Raw genomic sequence first — 24287 nt, 5'->3', positions numbered from 1 at the left:
GGCAGCAGGGCGCATGCCGGCGCGGGTGAAGCGATTCGAGGGGATCTTCAAAGCGTTGACGGACCGCGCGAGCGTTGCGCTCAGGCTGCCTTCAGCGCTTTTTCCAGCAGCTCGTCGAGTTCCGCGAATTGCGGTTCGCCGACATAACGCTTCAGGATCTTGCCGTCCTTGTCCACGAGGAAGGTGGTGGGCGTGAGCTGCACATTGCCGAACTCCTTGGCGGCCGAGCCGTCGTCCATTGCAACCTTGAACGGCAACTGGCGCGTTTGCGTGTAGTTGGTCACGTACATGGGCGCGTCGTAGTTCATGGCGACCGCGACAAACTCCAGACCTTGACCTTTGAAGCGGTTATAGGTCTGAACCATTTGCGGCATTTCTTTCATGCAGGTGTCGCAGCTCGTGGCCCAGAAGTTGACCAGATAGACCTTGCCCTTCAGGTCGGCGGTGGAAATCTTCTGGCCCGACAACAGCGTGAAGGTGGCATCGGGCACGCGCTGCTGGCCGGCGAACGCGAAATAGCCTGCAACCGCCAGCGCAACCGCCACGACAGCGATGATCACAATGCGAAGCGGATTGGCGCGCCGTGCTGCTGGAGACGTGGCGGAAACGGTGGTGGTGCTCATGAACGGAACCTCGAGAGTCGCGCGGAACGCGCGGGACAGTGCGTCGGGTTGGAGCCGAACGGCCGGGACTTTCGGGCCACATCACTTTCGGAATGCGCCGCTTGAATGTCCGCCGATTTGGGTTTCGCTATTGTAGCCGTATTCGTTCCGTGCGGCAGGCGGGCGCGGCGAGCGGATAATAAGGGTTTTACGACTTCGTCAGGCTGGTCTTCCGTCCCTATGCGCCAACCCGTATTTCGCCGTTTCACCCCTCGTCTTTGCCGTCTCCCCGCTGCTCATCACGCTTTACGGCCGGCAGGCCGCTCGCCGTGGCGCACAGCCGCCTGCGCACTGGCGCTGGCCGCCACGCTGTGCGCATGCTCGCCGACTTACGATTGGCGCACCGTCATGAACAACGACAACGGCTACACCGTGGACTTGCCGGCCAAGCCGGGCAACGACCAGCGCGCGGTGCAGATCGACGGCACCGCCATGCAGATGGCGATGCAGACCGCCGAAGCCGGCGACGCGGTATTTGCAGTGGGCACGGTGATGCTGCCAAACGACGACCCGCAAACCCAGCGCGCCGCGCTCGAATTCCTGCGCACGGGCCTGGCGCGCAATGTGGGCGTCGCACCCGAGGCTCACGCCGTGCAGATTCCGCTCGCCGCAGGCGGTCAGGTGTTGGGGCTCGAAATGAATCTGAGCGGTGCGGCCGGCTCGAAGCACGAATCGCGGCTTGTCTACGCGCGAATCGTCGCGCGCAACCGTCACGTTTATCAGGCGGCCATCATTGCTTCGAAGCCACTCCCGCCGGAGCAGATCGACCAGTTTTTCACATCGTTCAAGCTGTACTAGAACCGGTAGTTTTGGCCGACCTCGGCGTCTCGGATAAGCGGTGACATTGAAAGTTCATTCGCAGCATCACGCGCTAATTACCGGTTTACGTTGAGGTTTTTGGTTTGGCTACGCAGCCTGTGGATAACTCTGTTGAGAAGTCCGGCTGTTTGGTCGCACAAGGCCGTCTGGCGGGCCTTCTGCTAGTTTTTCGAGTCGGCGCCACGCCAAAAAAAGTCAATTGAATCAAGGCACTTCCCGGCGAGCACTTCATTCGCCTTTCAGTTGTTTCAAAATCTATCTGGAACGGGCCTGTGTGCATAAGTCAAGTCTTGACAGCGATTTTTTTCGTCATCAGGCAGTTTGTGCACGATGTATCGTTCGATCTTTTCCACAGGGGTTTTGCCCGATGTGCGTGACGGCCAGCGGCATTGTTTGAAATCCGTTTTAGTGGTGCCAGCGAGCGTAATACGAGTATTCGTCGGAATTCGATGCTCCTTGCATGGCGTGCGGCTTGTTCTTTCTTAAATCACATAGTAAGTTTCGAGAAAGGTGTTTCCTGATTCGCCAATCCTGAGCTAACGTCATTCACGTCAATTCTGATTGATGCGCATTGGGTTTATTCGAACCGGTTATTGCTGATCAAGCTTCACAACGGTGAGCGAGGCTCCGTTGTAGTACGGAAATAGCTTGTATGAACGGCTGGTTAGGGGATTTATCATCTGTCCAGCCGCCCAGTCATGACGTGATTTCCTGAACGATAACAATGAAAAAATCAAAAAATGTTGCTGGAGAAGCGCAGTTATTTGACGGAATTCATTTAAACATAAGACGGCAATTCGGCGAGTCGGATAAAAACCCTATTCCTGATCGCCATTCAACCCGTCTGAGCCGACATCGCACCTGCCTGCCAAGGCTGGCTCTGCGGCCCTTGCCGCTTTGCATGATTGCTGCTTCCGTCACGGCGCCGTGCGCCAGCGCGCAGGTCGTCATTCCGCCCTCCAGCAGCACGATTCAACTCCAGACCTTGAGCCCCGGCGCGTCCCGGTTCGACGCACCGAGCGGCACGGTCGTCAACGCCGCCTCGGGCGACGGCGTTAGCGGCTCGAACGCGCAGAACTGGACGCTGAGCAACGAAGGATCGATCAGCGGCGCCGCCAACGGCGTCAATCTGTCCTCGGCAGCGGCCAACGGCGCGCGGGTGGACAACTACGGCAGCGTGCAGGGCGGCGCGAACAGCGGCATCGCGATGTCGAACGGCGGCACCGTCTATAACCATGCGGGCGCTTCGGTGTCGGGCGCGCAAAACGGCGTCTACATGGCTGTGGACGGCGGCGCCGTGAGCAACGACGGCACGATCAGCGCGAACGCTGCGTCGGGCACGGCGGTCAATTTCATCTCGGGTGGCAGCTTCACGCAAGGCGCGAGCGGTCTCATCAGCGGTTTCACGGGCATCGCGTCGAATGGCGGCAGTTTCGTGGGGACCAATGCGGGGACCGTCGCCGTTACGGGTGTCGCCCTGAGCATAGGTGGCGGCAGCCTGGAGGGTACCTTCACCAATCATGTCGGCGCCACGTTGCAAACCAGCGGCAACGTAAATGCCGTGGAATTCGCCGGCAATACGTTCGGCACGTTGGTCAACAACGGCACGATCACGTCCCACGCCACCGGTTCGAGTGCGGGCGTATGGGTTGGCAGCAATGCTTCGGCGGAAATCGACAATGCCGGCGGCACGATCGCCGGTCCGATCGGCTTGCTGATCACCGGGGTTGGGAGCGTGGTCAACAATTCCGGCACGCTTACCGGCACCGGCGGGACCGCTATCTCCGTCACGGGCAGCGGCAATCTGATCACGCTCGACACGGGATCGGTGCTCAACGGCGATCTGGTGGTTGCCGCCGGCACGGCGGGCAACAAGCTTTCGCTGAAAGGAACGGGCAACGAGGACAGCAGTCTCGTCGGCCTCGCCGGACTGACCATGGCGGGCACGAACTGGCTGCTGAGCGGCAACGTATCCACCACCGGCACCACGGCGGCTGCCACCACGGTGCGCAGTGGCACGTTGACCATCACCGGGGCGCTGAGCAACAACGGCGTGGGCGGCGGCACGACGATCAACGCGGGAGGGACGCTGCAGATCGGCAATGGCGGGACGACGGGCAGCGTGAGCGGCAACATCGTCGATAACGGTGCGCTGATCTTCAACCGGGCCGACGCGGTGAACATCGGCACCGTGATCAGTGGTTCGGGTGCGGTGGCGCAGGCAGGTAGCGGCACGCTGACGCTGACGTCCGCGAATTCGTATACGGGCGGCACGTATTTCAACGCCGGCACGACGAAGGTGACGTCGGATGCGAATCTAGGCGGTGCGTCCGGCGCGCTCGTCTTCAATGGTGGCGCACTGCAGGCCGCGGCGTCGCTCGCCAGTGCGCGGGCCGTGACGCTCAATAGCGTCGGCTCGATCGACACCCAGGCGTACGCCGTTACGCTGAGCGGTCCCATTGGCGGCGCCGGCGCGCTGATCAAGCGGGGCCTCGGGACTTTGCTGCTCACCGGGCAAAACAGCTTCACCGGCACCACGACCGTCGCGGCCGGCACACTGCAGATCGGCGACGGCGGCACGAGCGGCACACTGACGGGCGACGTCGTGAATGACGGCGCGCTGGTTTTCAACCGCGCTGACACGCTCGGTTACAGCGGCGCGATCAGCGGTAGCGGATCGCTATTGCAGGCAGGCGCGGGCACGCTCGTTCTCACCGGCGACGTCGCCCATACCGGCGGTACGACCATCGACGGCGGCACGCTGCAGATCGGCAACGGCGGCACGCGCGGCAGCCTCGCCGGCAACGTGGTGAACGACGGCACACTGGTTTTCGACCGCTCGGACACGCTCGTGTATGGCGGCGTTGTCAGTGGTAGCGGCGCGGTGGCGCAGAGCGGAACCGGCACCCTGATCCTGAATAGCGTGCAGACGTACACGGGCAACACGAACGTGACGGCGGGCGCGTTGGTGATCGGCGACGCGTCGCATTCCGATGCACAACTGGCGGGCGCGGGTGCGATCAGTGTGGCGGAGGGGGCCGCGCTCGGCGGCTACGGCAAGGTGAACGGTTCCGTGCTGAACATGGGAATGATTGGCGTCGGCAACACGTTGCCCGCACTCGCCGGCGGGCCCGACGCCACCTTCACGATCGCGGGAGATCTGGATAACCACGGCACGCTCACGCTGGCCAACGGCGTGACGGGCGACCGTCTGGTGGTGGGCGGAACCTATACCTCGAATGGCGGCAAACTCCTGCTCGACAGCGTGCTGGACAAGGGAGGCGCGACATCGCAGAGCGACATGCTGGTGGCGAATGCGGTCAGTGTCGGGACGGGCGGCGCCACGCATGTGAGCGTGCAACACGTGGGCGGCTCGGGCACCTATACGCCGGAAGACGGCATCCGCCTCGTGCAGGTGAACGACGCCGGCCGCTCGGCCGCCGGCGCTTTCGTGCTCGACGGACGGGCCGTCGCCGGGCCTTACGAATACCGGCTGTTTCAGGGTGGTGTGGCCAATCCGAACGACGGTCAGTGGTATTTGCGCTCGGAGAAGCCCGAGCCGCCTCCGCCCCCGCCCCCGCCGCCCCCACCGCCGCCTCCTACGCCGGCGAAGCTGCTGCGTCCGGAGGTGGGCGTCTACATGGGCAATCAGTACGCCGCGCAGACCATGTTCTTACTGACGCAGCACGACCGCACAGGCGACCCGCAATCGCCGGACGGCGCGCGCCCGAATGGCGGCGCACCCGTGGCGGCCGGTTGGGCGCGGGTGTCCGGGGCGAGCCTGCGCAGCCAGGCAGCCGGCGGCGAGCTGAGCGTCAACACGCAAGGCGAAGTGTTGCAGGCAGGCGGCGACGTGGCGCAGTGGCCGGGTTGGCGCGGCGTGGATCGCATCCACGCGGGGCTGATGGCGGCCTACGGCAACATGCGCACGAATGCCAGCGCGGACGGCAATCCGTACGACGCACACGGGCAGGTGAACGGCTACGCCGTCGGTGCTTATGCGACCTGGTTCGCCAATGAAAAAAGCCGGCTCGGCGCGTACGTGGACAGCTGGGTGCAATACGGCAACTTCAACAATCAGGTTCAGGGCGCGTTGTTGCCGGGCGAACAGTACAGCGCCCACAGTTGGACGGGCTCGCTCGAGCTGGGCTATGCCATCCAGCCATTCGGCAACGACTGGGTGATCGAGCCGCAAGGCCAGTTCATCTATACCGACTACAGCGCGGGCACCCATACCGAGGTCAACGGCACGACCGTCACCGACAACCGCTCGGGCGGCATCACGACACGCCTCGGCGCACGCCTTTACCGAGATTTCGCGCGTGCGGGCGGCGATGTGATTCAGGCTTCGTTCGAAGCCAACTGGTGGTACAACAACCGCCAGAACGCCATCTCGATGGACGGCGTGACCATCGCGTTCGACGGCGTACCGCACAACGCCGCCGAACTGAAAGCCGGTCTGCAATACCGGTTCGCTCGCGGCTGGCAAACGTGGGGCAACGTGTCGTGGGGCTTTGCGAGCAGCAGCTACCAGCGGCTCGCCGGGATGGCGGGCGTGAAGTACACGTGGTGACGTGGTGCGGCTCCGGTCGAAGCGCCAGCGGCACGGAAGACGTGCCGCCTCACTGCGCCGCGAATACCCGCCGGTACTGAACGGCTTCTCCGATGTGACTTACCTCCGGCATGTCCGCGCCGGCCAGATCGGCGACGCTTCGCGCCACCTTCAGCACGCGGTAGTACGCGCGCGCAGACCAGCCGAAGCGCTCGCCGGCCTCTCGCAGCAGGGCTTCGCCGGCGGCGTCGAGCCGGCAGACATCGTCTACCTCCCGGCCGCTCAACTCGCGGTTGGTCTTGCCTTGTCGCGCGAGTTGCCGGGCGCGCGCCGTATTGACGCGCGCCGCGATAGTCGCGCTTGCCTCGCCGCACACATCGGAACGTGCCGACAACTCGGCGGGCGTGAGCGCGGGAATTTCCAGCTGGATATCGATGCGATCGAGCAGCGGTCCGGATAGCTTGCGCAGATAGCGCGCGGCGATGTCGGGCGTGCAGCGGCACCGGCCGCCCGGGTCGCCGCGCCAGCCGCACGGGCAGGGATTCATTGCAGCGATCAGCTGGCACGCTGCTGGAAAATCCGCCTGCAACGCCGCGCGTGAGATCGTGATGCGGCTCGCTTCCAGCGGTTCGCGCAAGGTTTCCAGCACGTGACGGTCGAATTCAGGCAATTCGTCCAGAAACAGCACGCCGAGATGCGCCAGCGTGATTTCGCCGGGCTGCGGCGGATTGCGTCCGCCCACGAGCGCTGCCGCGCTCGACGAATGATGCGGCGCGCGAAACGGCCGCTGCCGCCACTGCGACGGTGAAAAGCCGGCGCGGCTCGCGGACAGCAAGGCGGCCGAGGTGAGCGCTTCGTCGTCCGTCATGGTGGGCAGGAGGCCGGGCAGCCGTGCCGCCAGCATCGACTTGCCGGCGCCCGGCGGCCCGACCAGCAACACGTGATGACCGCCGGCCGCCGCCACTTCGAGCGCGCGGCGTGCGCCGCGCTGGCCGATCACGTCCGCCATGTCCGGCACTACGGATGGAGTGAAGCCGCTCAGGTCGGGCGCCGGAACCGGACGGAGTTGCCCGTCGGGCGCGCCGTTGAGATGGGCGCACAGCGTGGGAAGGTCCGTGGCACCGTACACATCCACGCCGGGCACCAGCGCCGCTTCCGCCGCGCTCGCCGCCGGCAGATAAAGCTGGGGCGTGCGCGCCGGCTGGGGCGAAGCGGCCGTGGCCGGGCAAGCCGAGGCCATGGCAATGTCTTCGAACGATGTCAGCGCGCCGGGCGCCCTGCCGCTGCGCGCCGTGCCGCACGCCATGGCGAACGCGCCGCGCATGGGGCGCAACGCACCGGTGAGAGACAACTCACCGGCAAATTCGCGATGCAGCAGCGACTCCGCCGGAAGCTGCCCGCTGGCGGCGAGGATGCCGAGCGCGATGGGCAAATCGAAGCGACCCGATTCCTTGGGCAAATCGGCGGGCGCGAGATTGACAGTGATACGCCGCACGGGGAAATCGAAGCTGCAGTTCTGCAGTGCCGCGCGTACGCGCTCACGGCTTTCGCGCACTTCCAGATCGGGGAGGCCGACGATCGAAAAAGAGGGTAATCCGTTCGCGAGGTGAACCTCGACGGTTACTTCGGGCGCGCGGCCAGAGGCCGGCGCGCGACTGCGCACCACGGCAAGCGACATGTTTTCTCCCGTCGGACGGCGCGCACAGGCGCGCGCGAGTCCCCTAAAACGCTGATGACGTCACGGCTCGCTTGCCAGTGATGTGCAGCACTGCGCAGCTACAACGCTGCGCGCAAAGCCTCAGGACGTTTGCGTCGTGACCGGCAGCTTCTGCTCTAGCTCGGCGACGCGGCGCTCCAGCTCTTCGAGGCGCGCGCGGGTGCGTACCAACACCTGGGTCTGCGTATCGAATTCCTCGCGCGTGACCAGGTCGAGCTTGGAAAAGCCCTGCGACAGCATCGCTTTCACGTTGCGTTCGACATCTTTGGCCGGCGAGTTCTTGAACAGCTCGCTCATGCGAGCCTGCAAATCGTTAAAGACATCGTTCGGTTGTTTCATGGTGTTCCCCTTAATGCACAAAAAATGTGCATGTTTAGTTACGTCTGTGCTTTGGTCCGGCGAATGGTTCGTCTTGGTGCATGGGCGATTACCTGCCGCCGCCGCGTGAGCCCGTTTGGTGCGCGCTCAAACGTTAAATGCCTTCGAACACTCTAGCAACGATCCATACGCCGCGCCACCGTGCCCCGCCAACGTTGGCCGTTCAGCCAGGGCCGCTTGGGCCCCTTTCGCAGCGAGCCCCGGACGAAGTCTGACACAACATGGCATGCGAGTTGCTGTTACTGCCCCGCGCGCACTGCCGGGTGCTTTTACCGGCGTCGGAACGAGACCACGCGAACGGATTACAGGTAAGCAAACAGGGTACGCAACGGGTTACGCAAACGGGTTACGCAACTTAGCGAGGGATTTCATGAAACTCATTACCGCAATCATCAAGCCGTTCAAGCTCGATGAGGCGCGCGAAGCCTTGTCGGCCATCGGCGTCTCGGGCATCACGGTGACGGAAGTCAAAGGCTTCGGTCGTCAGAAGGGCCACACGGAACTCTATCGGGGCGCTGAATACGTCGTCGATTTCCTGCCGAAGGTGAAGATCGAGGCGGCTGTCTCGGACGACATCGTCGATCAGGCGATCGAGGCGCTCGAGCGCGCGGCACGCACCGGCAAGATCGGCGACGGCAAGATTTTCGTCACCCCGATCGAACAGGTGATTCGGATTCGCACCGGGGAGACCGGCGCGGACGCTCTGTAACACCAAAAGATAGCGACACAGATAGCGACAAGAGGAAATGAAGATGCGCAAATTAATGATGTCCTTGCTGATGGCCGGTTCGCTGCTCGCGGGCGGTATCGGCGCCGCCCTCGCGGACGACGCTTCCGCCCCCGCAGCCGCCTCGGCAGCGGCTTCCGATACGACGGCGAGCGCGCCGGCACCGGACGCCTCGGCAGCACCTGCCGCCGCCGCCGCTTCGGCACCGGCCGCTGACGCGTCTGCCGCACCTGCCGCCAGCGCCGCGGCAGCCGCGCCGGCAGCCTCGGACGCCGCACCTGCCGCACCGACCGCGCCGTTCTCGGTCGATTCGTCGAAGATCAATTCGGGCGACACCGCCTGGATGCTGACCTCCACCGCGCTCGTGCTGTTCATGACGATCCCGGGTCTGGCGCTGTTCTACGGCGGCATGGTCCGCAAGAAGAACGTGCTCGCGATCCTGATGCAGAGCTTCGCGATTACCTGTCTGGTGTCGATCATCTGGGTCGTGATCGGCTATACCCTCGCGTTCACGCCGGGCAACTCGTTCATCGGCGGCTTCTCGCGCTTCTTCATGGCGGGCATGAACTACATCAAGGGCGACAAGGCGACCACGCTGACGGTCAGCCACCTCGCGCCGACGATCCCGGAAACGGTCTACGTCGTCTATCAGATGACGTTCGCGATCATCACCCCGGCGCTGATCACGGGTGCGTTCGCCGACCGTATGAAGTTCTCGGCAATGCTGGTGTTCATGACGCTGTGGTCGATCATCGTCTACTCGCCGATCGCGCACATGGTCTGGGAACCGACCGGCTGGCTGGCTAGCGCGGGCATCCTCGACTTCGCGGGCGGCACGGTGGTGCACATCAATGCCGGTATCGCGGCGCTGGTCTGCGCGCTGGTGCTCGGCAAGCGTATCGGCTACGGCAAGGAAGCGATGGCGCCGCACAACCTGACGCTCACGCTGATCGGTGGCGCCATGCTGTGGGTGGGCTGGTTCGGCTTCAATGCGGGTTCGGCAGTGGCGGCAGACGGCCGTGCCGGTTTCGCGATGTTCGCAACGCAAGTGGCAACCGCGGCAGCAGCACTGGCATGGATGTTCGCTGAATGGGCAACCAAGGGTAAGCCGTCGGTGCTCGGTATCGTGTCGGGTGCCGTGGCAGGTCTGGTGGCGATTACGCCGGCTTCGGGCTTCGTCGGTATGGCGGGTTCGCTGGTGATCGGCATCGCGGCAGGCGTGATCTGCTTCTGGTCGGCCACGTGGCTCAAGCACAAGCTCGGTTACGACGATTCGCTCGACGCGTTCGGCGTGCACTGCATCGGCGGTATCGTGGGTGCGCTGCTGACCGGCGTGTTCGCGGTCAAGGACATCGGCGGCGCGGACGGCAGCGTGATCCTGCAAGCCAAGGGCGTGCTGACGACGCTGATCTACAGCGGCGTGGTGAGCTACATCCTGCTGAAGATCATCGACATGACGATGGGCATCCGCGTGACGGAAGAAGAAGAACGCGAAGGTCTGGACGTCAGCCTGCACGGCGAACACGTCGAATAAGAATTCCCCTGCAAGCTCCAGGGGCTTGCGGGTCAGAAATAAGCGCAGCGACTTTGGCCCGCCTTTACGGCGGGCTTTTTTATTGCGACCCGTCTTGTGAACAGCAGATTTCCCTGCCTATCATCACGATAGCGAGAATGCATTCGCGTCCGCTTGCGAATGGAGAAACCGTCCCCAAATGGACAAAGCATTTGCTCTACAATCTTTTTTCTCCAGTCTGCGAGTGATCAATGGTTCCGCACCTAGTTACGGCGTTAAACGGCCCGCTGCTCGATCTCGAGCGGAAGATCCTCGACGCTACGCCCGCCATCGAACGCTGGTTCCGGCTTGAATGGCAGGAGCACACGCCGCCGTTCTACTGTTCGGTCGATCTGCGTAACGCGGGATTCAAACTCGCACCGGTCGACACCAATCTGTTTCCCGGCGCATTCAACAATCTGCCGCAGGAAGTGCTGCCGCTCGCCGTGCAGGCCGCGATGGCGTCGATCGAGAAGATCTGCCCGGACGCGAAGAATCTGCTGGTGATCCCCGAGCGCCATACGCGCAACGCGTTTTATCTCGAGAATGTTGCCCGTCTGGCGGCGATCATGCGCCAAGCCGGCCTGAACGTGCGCTTCGGCACGCTCGACGAAAGCATCGTCGGCCCGGTCACGATTGCCTTGTCCGACGGCCAGAAGCTGGTGCTCGAACCGCTCGAGCGGTCGCAGCGGCGCCTCGGTCTGAAGAATTTCGACCCGTGTTCGATTCTGCTGAACAATGACCTGTCGGGCGGCATTCCGCCGGTGCTCGAAAATCTGCATGAGCAGTATTTGCTGCCGCCGCTGCACGCCGGCTGGGCCGTGCGCCGCAAATCGACGCATTTCTCCTGCTATGACGACGTCGCGAAGAAGTTCGCGAAAATGGTCGAAATCGATCCGTGGATGATCAATCCGTACTTCGCGCATGTCGAAGGGGTCGATTTTCAGGAGCGCACGGGTGAAGAAGCGCTGGCCGATGCGATCGACGGCGTGCTCAAGAAGATCGCCAAAAAGTATCGCGAGTACGGTATTTCCGAGAAACCGTATGTCGTCATCAAGTCGGATGCGGGCACTTACGGCATGGGCGTGATGACCGTGCACGACGCGTCGGAAGTGGCCGCGCTGACCAAGCGCGAGCGCGCCAAGATGGCCGCCACCAAAGACGGCCTCGAAGTGCATGACGTGATCGTGCAGGAAGGCGTGTACACCTTCGAGCGGATCGGCGAGGAAGTCGCCGAGCCGGTCGTGTATATGATCGACCGTTACGTGGTCGGCGGCTTCTACCGCGTGCACGGCAGCCGCGAGCGCGATCAGAATCTGAACGCACCGGGCATGCATTTCGTGCCGCTCGGCTTCGAGCATACGGCGCTGCCGGATGCGCACGCCAAGCCCGGCGCAGCGGTGCCGAATCGCTTCTATATGTACGGCGTGGTGGCGCGACTCGGGTTGCTGGCCGCATCGGTCGAACTGGAAAAGACCGATCCGGAAGCGATTCAGGTTTAAATCTCGCGAGAGGGGCAATGGCGGCGTGCGTGCCGCCGTCGCCATTTTCACCGACCCTATTGACGATCAATGCCAAGCCCTAAGGGCGCACCGGAATCCTCATGGACATTCTTTTCATCGCCGATCCGCTCACGCAGTTCAAGATCTACAAAGACTCGACCTACGCGATGATGGCCGAGGCCGCGCGTCGTGGCCACACGCTTTACACCTGCGAGCCGAAACATCTGGCGTGGACTGGCGGCGACGTCGAGGCGAACGTGCAGCGCTTTGCGATCGTCGGCGACGTAACTGACCTGCATCGCGACACCTGGTACGCCGCCGAAGCAGCCGCGCCGCGTTCGCTGAAACAATTCAGCGCGGTGGTGATGCGTAAAGACCCGCCGTTCGATATGGAATACGTGACGTCGACCTGGCTGCTGGAAATGGCCGAGCGCGGCGGCGCGCGCATCTTCAACAAGCCGCAGGCGATTCGCGATCATTCGGAAAAACTGGCGATCGGCGAGTTCGCGCAGTTCGTGGCGCCGACTTTGGTGACGCGCGACGCCGCCCGCTTGCGCGCCTTCCATGAAGAACACGGCGACGTGATCCTGAAGCCGCTCGACGGCATGGGCGGCATGGGTGTGTTTCGCGTGAAGGCCGACGGCATGAATCTGGGCTCGATCATCGAGATGCTGAGCCACGACGGCGCGCGCTCGGTGATGGCGCAAAAGTTCATCCCCGAAATCAAGGAAGGCGACAAGCGCATTCTGCTGATCGGCGGTGAAGCGGTGCCGTTTTCGCTCGCGCGGATTCCTCAGGGTAATGAGGTCCGCGGCAATCTGGCGGCCGGCGGACTGGGCGTGGCGCGACCGCTCACCGAGCACGACCGCAAGATCGCCGACACGCTCGCGCCGGTGCTCGCCGCACGCGGTCTGCTGCTGGTCGGGCTTGACGCGATCGGCGACTGGCTTACCGAGGTGAACGTGACGAGCCCGACATGTTTCCGCGAGATCATGGATCAGACCGGCTTCGACGTCGCGGCGATGTTCATCGACGCTCTGGAGCGCGCGGCGGCTTGATGCACAAAGGAGGCGCAACTGAGGCGCAACCCTTGAATGGCCGCCATGGCCCCCAAACTGTGTAGTAAATCCGCATCAAGCAAGACGCCGGCTTTGGCGCGAAAATGGGCCTGATACAATGCCCGCTCTCCCGCACCAAGCCGCATCGAGGGCGTCTGCGAGGCGCTGCGGGCATGGATTGCGGACTGTAGGCGAGTTGTTTGCCGCCAACGCCGTCGCGGTATCGGGCGACGCGGGCCGCTCGTCAGATAGTGCGTTCCGGCGCTCCCGACCCACGGCCGGTCGAGGGTGCTTACGAACCGGGTTTCGTCCCGGTCCACGGTTCGGGCCGATCTTTTGCAGTAAGGCTGACATGGCAGGCATTCTGATCATTGCGCACGCTCCGTTCGCCACCGCGTTGCGCGATTGTATTTCGCACATTTACGGTGGCTTGCCGGCGCGTATCGGTGTGATCGACGTATCGCCGGATTGCGATCCGGCACAGCAGGTTGCATTCGCGCATTCGGAGATCGAGCGGCTCAAGGAAGAAAACGGCGCGCTCGTCCTCACCGACATGTTTGGCGCCACGCCGGCGAATATCGCCGGGCGGCTCGCCTCGGTGCCGAACGTGCGCGTGCTGTGCGGCGTCAATCTGCCGATGCTGGTGCGCGCGGTCTGTTATCGCGCAACGCCGCTCGACACGCTGGTCGACAAGGCGCTCGCCGGAGCCACCAAGGGCGTGCACGCAATCGGACCTGCCACGCCGGCACCGGTTGCGCCTCCCGCGGGATCCGGCGACTGTTTGCCCGCGTTGCCACCCGAGGCCGACCTGACCCAGAAAGTGGGCTCGACCGGGTTGTAAGCGGACCGTACGGTTTTAGACAATTGCGATCGGGCTGCGGCGCGATTGCGGCTGGTTTGCAGTTTCACCTTTCACCACAACATTCACCCGCGCTTCGGACCATCACATGCTGCAACAGGAAACGACTATTGTGAACAAGCTGGGGCTGCACGCGCGCGCGTCGGCCAAGTTGACGCAACTCGCGGGCAACTACCAGGCTGAAATCTGGATGAGCCGCAATGGCCGCCGCATCAACGCCAAGAGCATCATGGGTGTGATGATGCTGGCCGCGGGTATAGGCAGTACGGTGCTGATCGAAACCGAGGGCGCCGACGAAAAAGAGGCAATGGACGCATTGCTGAAACTGATTGCCGATAAATTTGGCGAAGGTCAGTGAATTCGCGCGTTCTTGTTGCCTGAAGCAAAATGCCGCGGCTGTCCGCGGCATTTTTTTTAGCGCGAGACAATCGTGCAAGAGTAGTGCACGAGCGGTGCGAAGGCGTGAGCCGATAGTGCCGGCGGCGCGTTGGGGAGCGTTGCCCGAACGCAGGGCCAATGAGGCCGCATTCTCGTGGCCGCTTACGGTATTTCGTGCTGCGCTGCACACAGCCCCGGCGTACTTGCAAAGGGTGCGGAATTTATAATGACAATGAGAGTCTGAGAGCATTGCAGCGGTTTGCCGCAGCATCACACAACTAGAGGAGGTGCGCGTGTCATTCACGCTGCATGGAATTCCCGTGTCACGCGGTATCGCCATCGGGCGGGCTTATCTGATCGCCCCGGCTGCACTTGACGTAGACCACTATTTGATCGAACCCGCTCAGATCGAGGGCGAGATCGAGCGTTTTCGCACGGCCCAACAGCAGGTGCATCAAGAGCTCGACACGTTGCGCGCCGATCTTGCCGCGGATGCGCCGAGCGAAATGGGCGCGTTCATCAATGTTCATTCAATGATCCTGAACGATGCGATGCTCGTGCAGGAAACCATCGACCTGATCCGTACGCGCCGCTACAACGTCGAATGGGCGCTGACGGAACAACTCGAGCGCCTGTCGCGCCATTTCGACGATATCGAAGACGAATACCTGCGTGAGCGCAAAGCCGACATCGAACAGGTGGTGGAGCGCGTGCTGAAGGCGCTTGCCGGCGCGACGGGGGCGCTGGTGGACGGCGTGCACGGTACCTGTGATGAGATGATTGTGGTCGCGCACGACATCGCGCCGGCCGACATGATGCAATTCAAAACGCAAACGTTTCAGGGTTTCGTCACCGATCTGGGCGGACGGACCTCGCATACGGCGATCGTCGCGCGCAGTCTCGGCATTCCGGCCGCGGTCGGCGTGCAGCATGCGAGCGCGCTGATCCGGCAGGACGACCTGATCATTGTCGACGGCGATCACGGCATCGTGATCGTCGATCCCGCGCCGATCGTGCTTGAAGAGTATTCATACCGGCAGAGCGAAAAGGCGCTTGAGCAGCGCAAGCTGCAACGGCTGAAGTTCTCGCCCACGCAGACATTGTGCGGCACGCGTATCGAACTGTGCGCGAACATCGAATTGCCCGAGGACGCACGCGCCGCGGTCGATTCCGGCGCGACCGGCGTCGGCCTGTTCCGCACCGAGTTTCTGTTCATGAATCACAAGCACCACATGCCGGAAGAGGAGGAGCAGTTTGCAGCCTACCGGCGCGCGGTCGAACTGATGAACGGTTTGCCGGTAACGATCCGTACGATCGACGTCGGCGCCGACAAGCCACTCGATTCGATGGCCGGCGGCGACGGCTACGAAACCGCACCGAATCCTGCTTTGGGGCTCAGAGCGATTCGCTGGAGCCTCTCCGAGCCGCAGATGTTCCTGACGCAGTTGCGCGCGATTCTGCGCGCGTCGGCGTTCGGCAAGGTGAAGATTCTGATTCCGATGCTCGCGCATGCGCAGGAGATCGATCAGACGCTCGATCTGATTCGCGAAGCCAAGCGGCAGCTTGACGATGCCGGTATCGCCTACGATCCGAACGTGCAGGTCGGCGCGATGATCGAGATTCCGGCTGCCGCGATTGCGTTGCCGCTGTTTCTCAAGCGGCTCGATTTTCTATCGATTGGCACGAACGATCTGATCCAGTACACGTTGGCCATCGATCGCGCGGATAACTCGGTCGCGCACTTGTACGACCCGCTGCATCCGGCGGTGCTGCATCTGATCGCCTTTACGCTGCGTGAGGCGAAGCGGGCCGGTGTGCCGGTGTCAGTGTGCGGCGAGATGGCGGGCGATCCGGCTTTAACGCGTCTGCTGCTCGGCATGGGCCTCACCGAATTTTCGATGCATCCTAGCCAATTGCTGGTGGTCAAGCAGGAAGTCCTGCGCTCGCATCTGAAGACGCTCGAGAAGCCGGTGGCCGACGTGCTGGCTTCGTTCGAACCGGAAGAGGTGCAGGCTGCGCTCAAGCGGGTGGTGCTCGCCTGACACTGAAAACTGCTCCGGTTCTTAAACGGAAAACGCCGCACATGTGCGGCGTTTTTTATTCGGGTCTCGTTCGGACTCAAACTCGATGTCGTTGCCCGCATACCGGGCAATCCGGCTGGCGCGCAATGCGCATTGTGTTCCACTCCATTCGCAGTGAATCAAGCATCGTGAGGCGGCCCACTAGCGGCGTGCCGATTGCGCCGATCACCTTTAGCGCTTCAGCGGCCTGCATTGAGCCGATGATGCCGACCGTGGGCGCGAACACGCCCATGGTCGAGCACGCGACTTCCTCGAACGGCTGATCTTCGGGGAACACGCACGCATAGCAGGGCGACGTTTCGTCGCGGAAATCGAAGGTGCTGATCTGGCCGTCGAAGCGCAACGCCGCACCCGACACCAGCGGCACGCCGTGTTTCACGCAGGCCCGGTTGATCGCGTGGCGGGTCGCGAAGTTGTCGGTGCAATCCAGCACGACGGTGGCGTGCGGCACCTCGCGATCGAGCCACGCATCGTCGACCCGTTCGGCGACCGCGTTCACCACCACCTCGGGATTGATCTGGGCGATCGCGTCGCGTCCGGACTCCACCTTCTTGCGCCCGACCGACGCGCTCACGTGCAGAATCTGCCGTTGCAGATTGGTCAGGTCGACCGTATCGGCATCGACCAGCGTCAGGCGGCCGACGCCTGCCGCCGCCAGATACATCGCTGCAGGCGAGCCCAGACCACCCGCACCGACGATGATCGCGTGCGCGTCGATAAAGCGCTGCTGCGCCTCGATGCCGATTTCGTCGACGAGGATATGGCGGGAATAGCGGAGCAGTTGATCGTCGTTCATGGCGGGGCGCGTGGAGTGTCGCGCAATGAAAAGCAGGGCCGGCGGCCTGCCATGCGCGTTTTCGTTATTTTAATCGCGCGAGGGAGTGGGTGTTCGTGCTGGTGCTGGGGTTGGGTATTGCGCTATGTATTGCGATGCATACGCCAGCGTCCGCCGCGACGTGCCCTTGCAGCCGGACAGGCTGCAAGGACACGCTGGATTCACTGCTTAATTGCTTTGCGTAGCAGGCGCCGAGGCCGGGACGGGGCCCGAAGCGCCCGGCACCGGTTGCGTCGGCTTCACCGCGACCGGCGCGGACGCCGACGTTGCCGGCTTGTTCTGCGCCAGACGCCGCTCGGTCAGCGACTTCGATTCCTGCACCGGCTTGCCTTCCAGCTTGTTCAGCGCCTGTTGCAGCATGAAGTCGTCAGCCGAACCGAACTCGACCGGCTTGCGCTCACGATCCTTCTGACGCTGTTCCGGCGTCTTCTTGTCGTTCTGCTCTTCAAGCTGGCGCAGTTGGTCCATGCGCTCCTGTTCGCGCTGTTCCGCTTCCTTCTTCTCGTTCGGGTCCTGCGTGTTCGCAAGGTGGTTCGAGTAGTCGACTTCGCGGGTAACGAGTGCGTCGTCCGGATCGCCTTCCGCGTATTGATCGACCGCGATGTCAGGACGGATGCCCTTGTTCTGGATCGAACGGCCGCTCGGCGTGTAGTAGTACGCCGTGGTCAGACGCAGGGCCGTATCGGCCGTCATCGGGCGGACGGTTTGCACCGAACCCTTGCCGAACGTGGTCTTGCCGACGATCAGCGCACGATGCTGATCCTGCAGCGCGCCCGCGACGATTTCCGAAGCCGACGCCGAGTAGGCGTTGGTCAGCACGATCATCGGCACGGTCTTGAAGATCGGTGCTTCGTCTTTCAACGGATCGCTGTCGAACGATTGCAGGCGGTAGTTATCGTACGTGTCGCGATAGACCTGCTTCGAATCCGGAATCTGGCCGTTGGTGGACACCACCACCGAGTTCGGCGGCAGGAACGCGCCGGCCACGCCAACCGCGCTTTGCAGCAGACCGCCGCCGTTATTGCGCAGGTCGAGCACGAGACCCTTCAGGTTCGGCTGTTGACGGGCGATGTCCTGCAGCTTCGCGGCCAGATCAGGCGTGGTGCGTTCCTGGAAGCTGGTGATGCGGATATATGCGTAGCCCGGCGCCAGGATCTTCATCTTGACCGACTGAACCTTGATGATCGCGCGCGTTACCGTGAGCGGGAACGTGCGGTCGTCGGTCTTGCGGAAGATGGTCAGCGTCACCTTGGTGCCCGGATCGCCGCGCATCTGCTTGACGGCCTGGTCGAGCGTCATGCCGCGCACAGGTTTGTCGTTGATGCGGGTGATCAGGTCGCCCGGGCGGATACCGGCGCGGAAGGCAGGCGTGTCTTCAATCGGCGAGATCACCTTGATCAGGCCGTCTTCGGACGAAATTTCGATGCCGAGACCCGCGAAGCGACCCTTGGTCTGCTCCTGCAGTTCTTCGTAATCGGTCTTGTCGAGATACGACGAGTGCGGGTCGAGGCTCGATACCATGCCCTTGATGGCGGCGGTGAGGAGCTTCTTGTCGTCGACCGGTTCGACGTATTCATGCTTGATTTGCCCGAAAACTTCGGCAAACAGCCTGAGTTGGTCCAGTGGCAGCGGTGCAACGGCGCTCGAGGCGGCGCTGGCGGGTTGCTGGGCCGAGGCGGAGAGTTGCAGGGTGGCGAATACGCCGGTAGCAAGGCCCGCGGCAATCAGGCCGATATTTTTCAGGTTCTTTCGCATAGAGTCTGTTGCGGTCGGAAGCGCGTGGCAGCGTCGATAGAGATGGGGACGGACAAGTATAACTGCACACTCGCCCAGTCAGGGCGCAGCACAGGCTATCGTGATTCGACAGCCCGGGTCAGACCTGGTTCGTGAGAGATGCGCTGCGATGATGAAGTAATGTGCGGTAACAGGAAGATGGCAGCCAGATGGCGCGCGAGCCATATGGGCGGCGCCCCCGCCCATCTTCGGCAACCCCGCGGCATTTTTTGCCACAGGGTTGCGGCTCGAGCCAGGCTTAGCCCGCTTTGCCTTGCTTGGCCACGGCGGCTTGCGCCTTGGCGATCGCGTCCTGGTCGCCCAGATAGTAGTGCTTGATCGGCTTCAGGTTTTCGTCGAGTTCATAGACGAGCGGCACGCCGTTCGGAATGTTCAGGCCGACGATGTCTTCGTCCGAAATGTTGTCGAGGTATTTCACCATGGCGCGGATCGAGTTGCCGTGCGCGGCGATCACGACTTTGCGGCCCGACTTGATGGCCGGCGCAATCGACTCGTTCCACAACGGCAAAACGCGCGCGACGGTGTCTTTCAGGCACTCGGTGAGCGGCAGTTGTTCGCGCGGCACCTTGGCGTAGCGCGGGTCGTTGTAGGGCGCGCGTTCGTCTGTCGGTTCCAGCGCCGGCGGCGGCGTATCGTAGCTGCGGCGCCAGACCAGCACCTGTTCGTCGCCGAATTTCGCGGCGGTTTCCGCCTTGTTCAGGCCCGACAGCGCACCGTAGTGGCGCTCGTTCAGGCGCCACGAATGCACGACCGGCAGATACATCAGGTCCATCTGATCCTGCACGTGCCACAAGGTGCGGATCGCGCGCTTGAGCACCGAGGTGTAGGCGATATCGAACGTGTAGCCCGATTCCTTCAGCAGCACGCCCGCTTGCTGCGCTTCACGATTGCCCTGCTCGGTCAGGTCGACGTCGACCCAGCCCGTGAAGCGGTTTTCCTTGTTCCACGTCGATTCGCCGTGGCGGATGAGAACGAGTTTGTACATGAGATTGCCGGTCGGTAGTGAGGAAGCGGTGAAGCGTTGCGAGGGTCCTCTAAAGGAGCGCCGCCATCGCGTCAGACGGTTATTTTATAATGGCTGGATTGCCCTTTTCGATTTCTCTCTTTTTCGGCGGATTTTCCGTGAAGTTTTTCACTGATTACACAAACCTTGTACTGATCGCAATCGTCCTCATCTCCGGTGGGTTGCTGCTGTGGCCAACGATCAGCCGGCGTGGCCGCGGTGGCCTGTCGGCCGCCGAAGCGACCCAGCTGATCAACCGGCGCAATGCGGCTGTCATCGATCTGCGGTCGTCCGCCGAGTTTGCCAAGGGCCACCTGCCCGCGGCGCGGAATCTTGAATTTGCAGAGTTGCAGGCGAAAGTCGCGCAACTCGTGAAGAATAAGAACAACCCTGTATTGCTGGTGTGCCAGACCGGCCAGCAGTCGAACAAGGCAGCGCGTATCGTGCAGGATGCGGGATACGGCGAAGTCCATGTTCTCGACGGTGGTGTCGACGCCTGGCAGAAAGCCGGTATGCCGGTTGTGAAACAAGGAGCAGCCAAGTGAACAAAGTGATCATGTACAGCACGCAGGTGTGCCCGTATTGCCAGATGGCCGAACGTCTTTTAAAGTCGCGCGGCGTCGAGCACGTTGAAAAGGTACTGATCGACAAAGACCCGGCTCGTCGTGAAGAAATGATGACCCGGACCGGTCGCCGCACGGTGCCTCAGGTGTTCATCGGCGAGACGCATGTCGGCGGGTACGATGATCTGTCCGCGCTCGATCGCGCGGGCGGTTTGATGCCTCTGCTCGAAGCTGCCTGAACCAAGCTGTCCCACTCATGCGCCGGCCGGCGCGCGAGTGAGGCGGGTGAAATACAAGTCGGCGCATCGCCGGCCCTGCCAGGGCGGGCGATGCGCCGCAACGATCTGGCGGCCCGTAAAGCCACGGGCCGCCGCCATGCATACCTATCAGGGAATCACTCAATCATGTCCGACGAGAACAACCAGCCGTTTTTCAACATCCAGCGCATCTACCTGAAGGACATGTCGCTCGAGCAGCCGAATTCGCCGGGCATCTTCCTCGAGCAGGAAATGCCGTCGGTTGAAGTCGAAGTCGACGTGAAGGCCGAGCGCCTCGCCGACACCGTGTTCGAAATCCTCGTGACGGGCACGGTCACGGCCAAGGTGTCGGACAAGGTTGCGTTCCTGATCGAAGCCAAGCAAGCCGGCATTTTCGACATCCGCAACATTCCGGCCGAGCAGATCGACCCGCTGGTCGGCATCGCCTGCCCGACGATCCTGTTCCCGTACCTGCGCTCGAACATCGCCGACGCGATCACCCGTGCAGGCTTCCCGCCGATCCACCTCGCCGAGATCAACTTCCAGGCGCTGTACGAGCAACGTCTCGCGCAAATGGGCGGCCAGGAAGGCGCGGTGCAAAACGGCGTCACGCATTAACGCGTCCGTTCGGTGCCGGCTATGAAGGTTGCCGTCCTCGGCGCCGGTGCATGGGGCACAGCCCTCGCCGGCCATCTGGCCGCGCGGCACGACACGGTGCTGTGGGCGCGCGAACCCGCGCTCATCGCCGATCTCTCCGCTTCGCACGAAAACGCCCGCTATCTGGCGGGCGTTGCTTTGCCGCCGTCGCTTCGCTATGAAACGGATCTGAACGCCGCGCTCGACCACGCGCTTGCCGACGACGCGTTATGCGTCGTGGCAACACCGGTCGCCGGTCTGCGGGGTCTGTTCCGGGCGATGCACGACGCGGGCGAGGTGCCGGCGCATGTGGTGTGGTTGTGCAAAGGTTTCGAAGCCGACTCGCAGTTGTTGCCGCATCAGGTGGTTGCGGCTGAATTGCCGGGGCATGGCAGTAACGGCGTGCTGTCGGGGCCGAGTTTCGCGCGCGAGGTCGGGCAGGGCTTGCCGGTCGCGCTGACGATCGCGAGCACGTCGTTGACGTGCCGCGAACGCACGGTGGCGGCGTTCCATCACGGCGCCATGCGCATCTATACCGGCGACGACATCGTCGGCGTGGAGGTGGGCGGCGCGGTAAAGAACGTGCTGGCGATTGCCACGGGTATTGCCGATGGCCTCGGCCTCGGTCTCAATGCGCGTGCGGCGTTGATCACGCGTGGTCTTGCGGAAATGTCGCGTCTTGGCGTGACGCTCGGCGGACGGGCGGAGACGTTCACCGGTCTGACCGGGCTGGGCGATCTGATCCTGACTGCCACGGGCGATCTGTCGCGCAATCGCACAGTCGGCGTGCAACTCGCCGCGGGCCGTACGCTCGACGATATCCTCGGCGGATTGGGGCACGTGGCCGAAGGCGTGCGCTGCGCGCAAGCCGTACTGGCGATTGCTCGCGCTCATGCGATCGAGATGCCGATTACGCAGGCAGTCTGCGCCGTGCTGTTCGACGGCGTAGCGCCCCGCGACGCCGTCAGCGCCCTGCTGCGGCGCGATTCGAAAGCAGAATAAGTCTTGTCTTTCAGCCGTTTGGCGCGAAAAGCGCTGAACGGCTGCCTGCTATCGCTGTCCACGTTTAATCGACGCTTCGGACCAGCGAGGTTCCCATGCCCAGTTTCAACCATTGCACACTGGAAGCGCGCCGGGTCGATATCACGACACTCGCGGTGGATGCGATCGTCAACGCTGCCAATACCTCGCTGCTAGGGGGCGGTGGCGTGGATGGCGCGATTCACCGCGCCGCCGGCAAGGAGTTGCTGCGTGAGTGCGAAACGCTCGACGGCTGCGCGACCGGCGACGCGAAGATCACCGGCGGCTACCGTTTGCCGGCCAAACATGTGATTCACGCAGTCGGCCCGGTGTGGCGCGGCGGCACGCATGGCGAGGCCGACCTTCTCGCCTCCTGCTACCAGCGCGCGCTCGAAGTGGCGCATCAGGCGCATTGCACCAGCATTGCGTTTCCCGCGATTAGTTGCGGCATCTACCATTTCCCCGCCGACGAGGCAGTGAAGATCGCCGTCGGCACCGTGCTTGAAACCTTGCCGCGCACGCCGAAAATCACGCGTGTGATATTCGCCTGCTTCGACGACGCCATGCTCGCGCTTTATGAAGCCGAATTGGCGCGCCTTCAGGCGCCGCCGTCGAAACCGGTCTGACGCCAGGCTTCGAACACGACCACGGCGACCGTATTCGAGAGGTTCAGGCTGCGGTTGCCCGGCCGCATCGGCAGACGCACGCGCTGCTCGTTGGCGAACTGGTCGAGCACCGTGTCAGGCAGGCCGCGCGTTTCGGCGCCGAACACGAACCAGTCGCCGGATTGAAACGCGTGCTCGTGAAACCGGCCCGAGCCCCGGGTAGTGAAGGCGAACATGCGCGCCGGATCGGGTGTTTCCTGGGCGATGAACGCGGCCCAATCGGCGTGCACATTCATCTGCGCGTACTCGTGGTAGTCGAGTCCGGCACGGCGCAATTTGGCGTCATCGAGCGGAAAGCCGAGCGGCTCGATCAGATGCAAACGCGCGCCGGTGTTGGCGCACAGGCGAATGACGTTGCCGGTGTTCGGCGGGATTTCCGGTTCGACGAGAACGACATTGAACATGGTGGCTTCAGGTAGAGACTAGTTTTTCGGCGTGCGCAACGCGACGAAGTTCGTAACGCGCCGCGCACCGGCTGTTTTGAGCGTGCGCGCCAGGGCTTCGAGGGTCGCGCCGGTCGTCATCACGTCATCGACGAGGCCGACATGCAGCCCCAGCACCGGCCCGGCGACTTTGAACGCGCGGCCCACGTTGAGCCGGCGTGCGTCGAGGTCGAGCCGTGATTGCGGCGCGGTGTGGATCACGCGATGAAGCAGGGTCGCGTCGCTGCGCACACGGAGCGCGCGGGCGAGGGGCCTGGCAATCTGCCAGGCCTGGTTGTAACCGCGTTCGGTCAGACGTTTGTCGGCCAGTGGCACGGGGGCAAGCACGTCGGGCCTCTCGGAAGTGTCGACCCAGCTATCCTCCGCGAGACGCGCAAGACGCAGCGCGAACTCGCGCGCCAGCATCAGCCGGGCGCGGAATTTCAGGCCAAGCGCCAGTGCATCCAGCGGCTGGCGGTAATCGGCGAGCGCGAGGGTCACCTCGAACGGCGGCGGCTCGCCGACGCAATCCGCACAACGATATCGTGCGTGAGCCGCCCAGCGCATTCCGGACAGAGGGACCGCGCATACCGTGCAACGCAACCTGCCTTCGTTCCAATAAGTCTCGTCACAACCGGCGCACAACGTCTTGTGCGACAAATTGCCGCACAATGCGCACAGGTTCGGCAGCACTGCGTGCACCATATGCGGCCATGCCGAATACAAGCCGCGCGTGAATCTCGCAAAACGCCTGTTCGCAGCGCCGGGAGACAAGGAATTTTTTCGGAATGGCATGATTGGACCGCC

The 24287-nt window shown here is 63.1% G+C and carries 22 protein-coding genes; 14 read left to right on the top strand and 8 right to left on the bottom strand.

All coding sequences use genetic code 11. The features are described from left to right. Positions 1 to 80: 80 nt before the first annotated feature. Positions 81 to 623 carry a TlpA disulfide reductase family protein gene (locus HWX91_RS04085; RefSeq protein ID WP_028199021.1) on the bottom strand — a complete coding sequence of 181 codons (543 nt, stop codon included), beginning with the start codon at positions 621 to 623 and terminating at the stop codon, positions 81 to 83. Positions 624 to 842: 219 nt separating this feature from the next. Here HWX91_RS04085 and HWX91_RS04080 point away from each other — a divergent pair, with 219 nt between their 5' ends. After that, complete coding sequence (locus HWX91_RS04080) at positions 843 to 1460, top strand: hypothetical protein (RefSeq protein WP_028199022.1); 618 nt, start codon at positions 843 to 845, stop codon at positions 1458 to 1460. A 922-nt stretch (positions 1461 to 2382) separates the two neighbouring features. After that, the gene (locus tag HWX91_RS04075) at positions 2383 to 6054 is read left to right on the top strand and encodes an autotransporter outer membrane beta-barrel domain-containing protein (protein WP_028199023.1); all 3672 of its coding nucleotides are present in this window, start codon (positions 2383 to 2385) and stop codon (positions 6052 to 6054) included. Positions 6055 to 6103: 49 nt separating this feature from the next. Here the strand turns inward: HWX91_RS04075 and HWX91_RS04070 are convergent, their stop codons facing one another. Both HWX91_RS04070 and HWX91_RS04065 read right to left on the bottom strand, forming a co-directional pair. After that, positions 6104 to 7711, bottom strand: coding sequence for a YifB family Mg chelatase-like AAA ATPase (locus HWX91_RS04070; RefSeq protein WP_028199024.1), 1608 nt, complete (start codon positions 7709 to 7711; stop codon positions 6104 to 6106). A gap of 120 nt (positions 7712 to 7831) precedes the next feature. Further along, positions 7832 to 8089: an accessory factor UbiK family protein gene (locus HWX91_RS04065; RefSeq protein ID WP_028199025.1), complete on the bottom strand. Its 258-nt coding sequence runs from the start codon at positions 8087 to 8089 to the stop codon at positions 7832 to 7834. A 409-nt stretch (positions 8090 to 8498) separates the two neighbouring features. Between HWX91_RS04065 and HWX91_RS04060 the strand changes: the two genes are divergently transcribed. From HWX91_RS04060 to ptsP, 7 genes are all read left to right on the top strand, one after another. Next, positions 8499 to 8837 carry a P-II family nitrogen regulator gene (locus HWX91_RS04060; RefSeq protein WP_006048089.1) on the top strand — a complete coding sequence of 113 codons (339 nt, stop codon included), beginning with the start codon at positions 8499 to 8501 and terminating at the stop codon, positions 8835 to 8837. 43 nt (positions 8838 to 8880) lie between these two features. Then, positions 8881 to 10389 carry an ammonium transporter gene (locus tag HWX91_RS04055; RefSeq protein WP_028199026.1) on the top strand — a complete coding sequence of 503 codons (1509 nt, stop codon included), beginning with the start codon at positions 8881 to 8883 and terminating at the stop codon, positions 10387 to 10389. A 230-nt stretch (positions 10390 to 10619) separates the two neighbouring features. Further along, positions 10620 to 11909, top strand: a complete 1290-nt coding sequence (gene gshA, locus HWX91_RS04050) for a glutamate--cysteine ligase (protein WP_028199027.1) — start codon at positions 10620 to 10622, stop codon at positions 11907 to 11909. Between the two features lie 101 nt (positions 11910 to 12010). Next, positions 12011 to 12967, top strand: coding sequence for a glutathione synthase (gshB, locus tag HWX91_RS04045; protein WP_028199028.1), 957 nt, complete (start codon positions 12011 to 12013; stop codon positions 12965 to 12967). 352 nt (positions 12968 to 13319) lie between these two features. Beyond that, a complete protein-coding gene (locus tag HWX91_RS04040; RefSeq protein WP_028199029.1) occupies positions 13320 to 13808 on the top strand; it encodes a PTS sugar transporter subunit IIA in 489 nt (162 codons plus the stop codon). Between the two features lie 106 nt (positions 13809 to 13914). Beyond that, positions 13915 to 14184: an HPr family phosphocarrier protein gene (locus HWX91_RS04035; RefSeq protein ID WP_007179472.1), complete on the top strand. Its 270-nt coding sequence runs from the start codon at positions 13915 to 13917 to the stop codon at positions 14182 to 14184. Between the two features lie 313 nt (positions 14185 to 14497). Then, entirely contained in the window at positions 14498 to 16246 is a 1749-nt protein-coding gene (ptsP, locus tag HWX91_RS04030; protein ID WP_028199030.1) for a phosphoenolpyruvate--protein phosphotransferase, read from the top strand. A gap of 76 nt (positions 16247 to 16322) precedes the next feature. On the opposite strand, the gene HWX91_RS04025 is transcribed toward ptsP, so the two are convergent. The 3 genes from HWX91_RS04025 to gpmA form a co-directional block, all read right to left on the bottom strand. Then, positions 16323 to 17081 carry a HesA/MoeB/ThiF family protein gene (locus tag HWX91_RS04025; protein ID WP_028199031.1) on the bottom strand — a complete coding sequence of 253 codons (759 nt, stop codon included), beginning with the start codon at positions 17079 to 17081 and terminating at the stop codon, positions 16323 to 16325. 207 nt (positions 17082 to 17288) lie between these two features. Beyond that, positions 17289 to 18875, bottom strand: a complete 1587-nt coding sequence (locus HWX91_RS04020; RefSeq protein WP_028199032.1) for a S41 family peptidase — start codon at positions 18873 to 18875, stop codon at positions 17289 to 17291. Between the two features lie 277 nt (positions 18876 to 19152). Next, positions 19153 to 19899 (bottom strand): 2,3-diphosphoglycerate-dependent phosphoglycerate mutase, encoded by a 747-nt coding sequence (gene gpmA, locus HWX91_RS04015; RefSeq protein WP_028199033.1) that lies wholly within the window; start codon positions 19897 to 19899, stop codon positions 19153 to 19155. Between the two features lie 137 nt (positions 19900 to 20036). Here gpmA and HWX91_RS04010 point away from each other — a divergent pair, with 137 nt between their 5' ends. From HWX91_RS04010 to HWX91_RS03990, 5 genes are all read left to right on the top strand, one after another. Continuing rightward, positions 20037 to 20462 (top strand): rhodanese-like domain-containing protein, encoded by a 426-nt coding sequence (locus tag HWX91_RS04010; RefSeq protein ID WP_028199034.1) that lies wholly within the window; start codon positions 20037 to 20039, stop codon positions 20460 to 20462. Beyond that, positions 20459 to 20719, top strand: coding sequence for a glutaredoxin 3 (gene grxC, locus HWX91_RS04005; protein WP_028199035.1), 261 nt, complete (start codon positions 20459 to 20461; stop codon positions 20717 to 20719). Before HWX91_RS04010 ends, grxC begins: the two co-directional genes overlap by 4 nt. A 165-nt stretch (positions 20720 to 20884) precedes the next feature. Further along, the gene (gene secB / locus HWX91_RS04000) at positions 20885 to 21355 is read left to right on the top strand and encodes a protein-export chaperone SecB (RefSeq protein WP_028199036.1); all 471 of its coding nucleotides are present in this window, start codon (positions 20885 to 20887) and stop codon (positions 21353 to 21355) included. 21 nt (positions 21356 to 21376) lie between these two features. Beyond that, entirely contained in the window at positions 21377 to 22375 is a 999-nt protein-coding gene (locus tag HWX91_RS03995) for an NAD(P)H-dependent glycerol-3-phosphate dehydrogenase (protein WP_028199037.1), read from the top strand. A gap of 95 nt (positions 22376 to 22470) precedes the next feature. Next, entirely contained in the window at positions 22471 to 23019 is a 549-nt protein-coding gene (locus HWX91_RS03990; protein ID WP_028199038.1) for an O-acetyl-ADP-ribose deacetylase, read from the top strand. Here HWX91_RS03990 and trmL read toward each other — a convergent pair. Together trmL and HWX91_RS03980 are read right to left on the bottom strand one after the other, a co-directional pair. Further along, on the bottom strand, positions 22992 to 23462 hold the full coding sequence (gene trmL, locus HWX91_RS03985) for a tRNA (uridine(34)/cytosine(34)/5-carboxymethylaminomethyluridine(34)-2'-O)-methyltransferase TrmL (RefSeq protein WP_028199039.1): 471 nt from the start codon (positions 23460 to 23462) through the stop codon (positions 22992 to 22994). The genes HWX91_RS03990 and trmL overlap by 28 nt on opposite strands. Positions 23463 to 23480: 18 nt before the next feature. Continuing rightward, a complete protein-coding gene (locus tag HWX91_RS03980) occupies positions 23481 to 24275 on the bottom strand; it encodes a ComF family protein (protein ID WP_028199040.1) in 795 nt (264 codons plus the stop codon). Between the last annotated feature and the right edge of the window lie 12 nt (positions 24276 to 24287).

Origin of the sequence: Paraburkholderia fungorum, assembly GCF_902833645.1 — a bacterium.
Lineage (GTDB): Bacteria > Pseudomonadota > Gammaproteobacteria > Burkholderiales > Burkholderiaceae > Paraburkholderia > Paraburkholderia fungorum.
The sequence above is the reverse complement of the archived record's forward strand: the minus strand, read 5'-3'. Positions and strand labels throughout refer to the sequence as shown.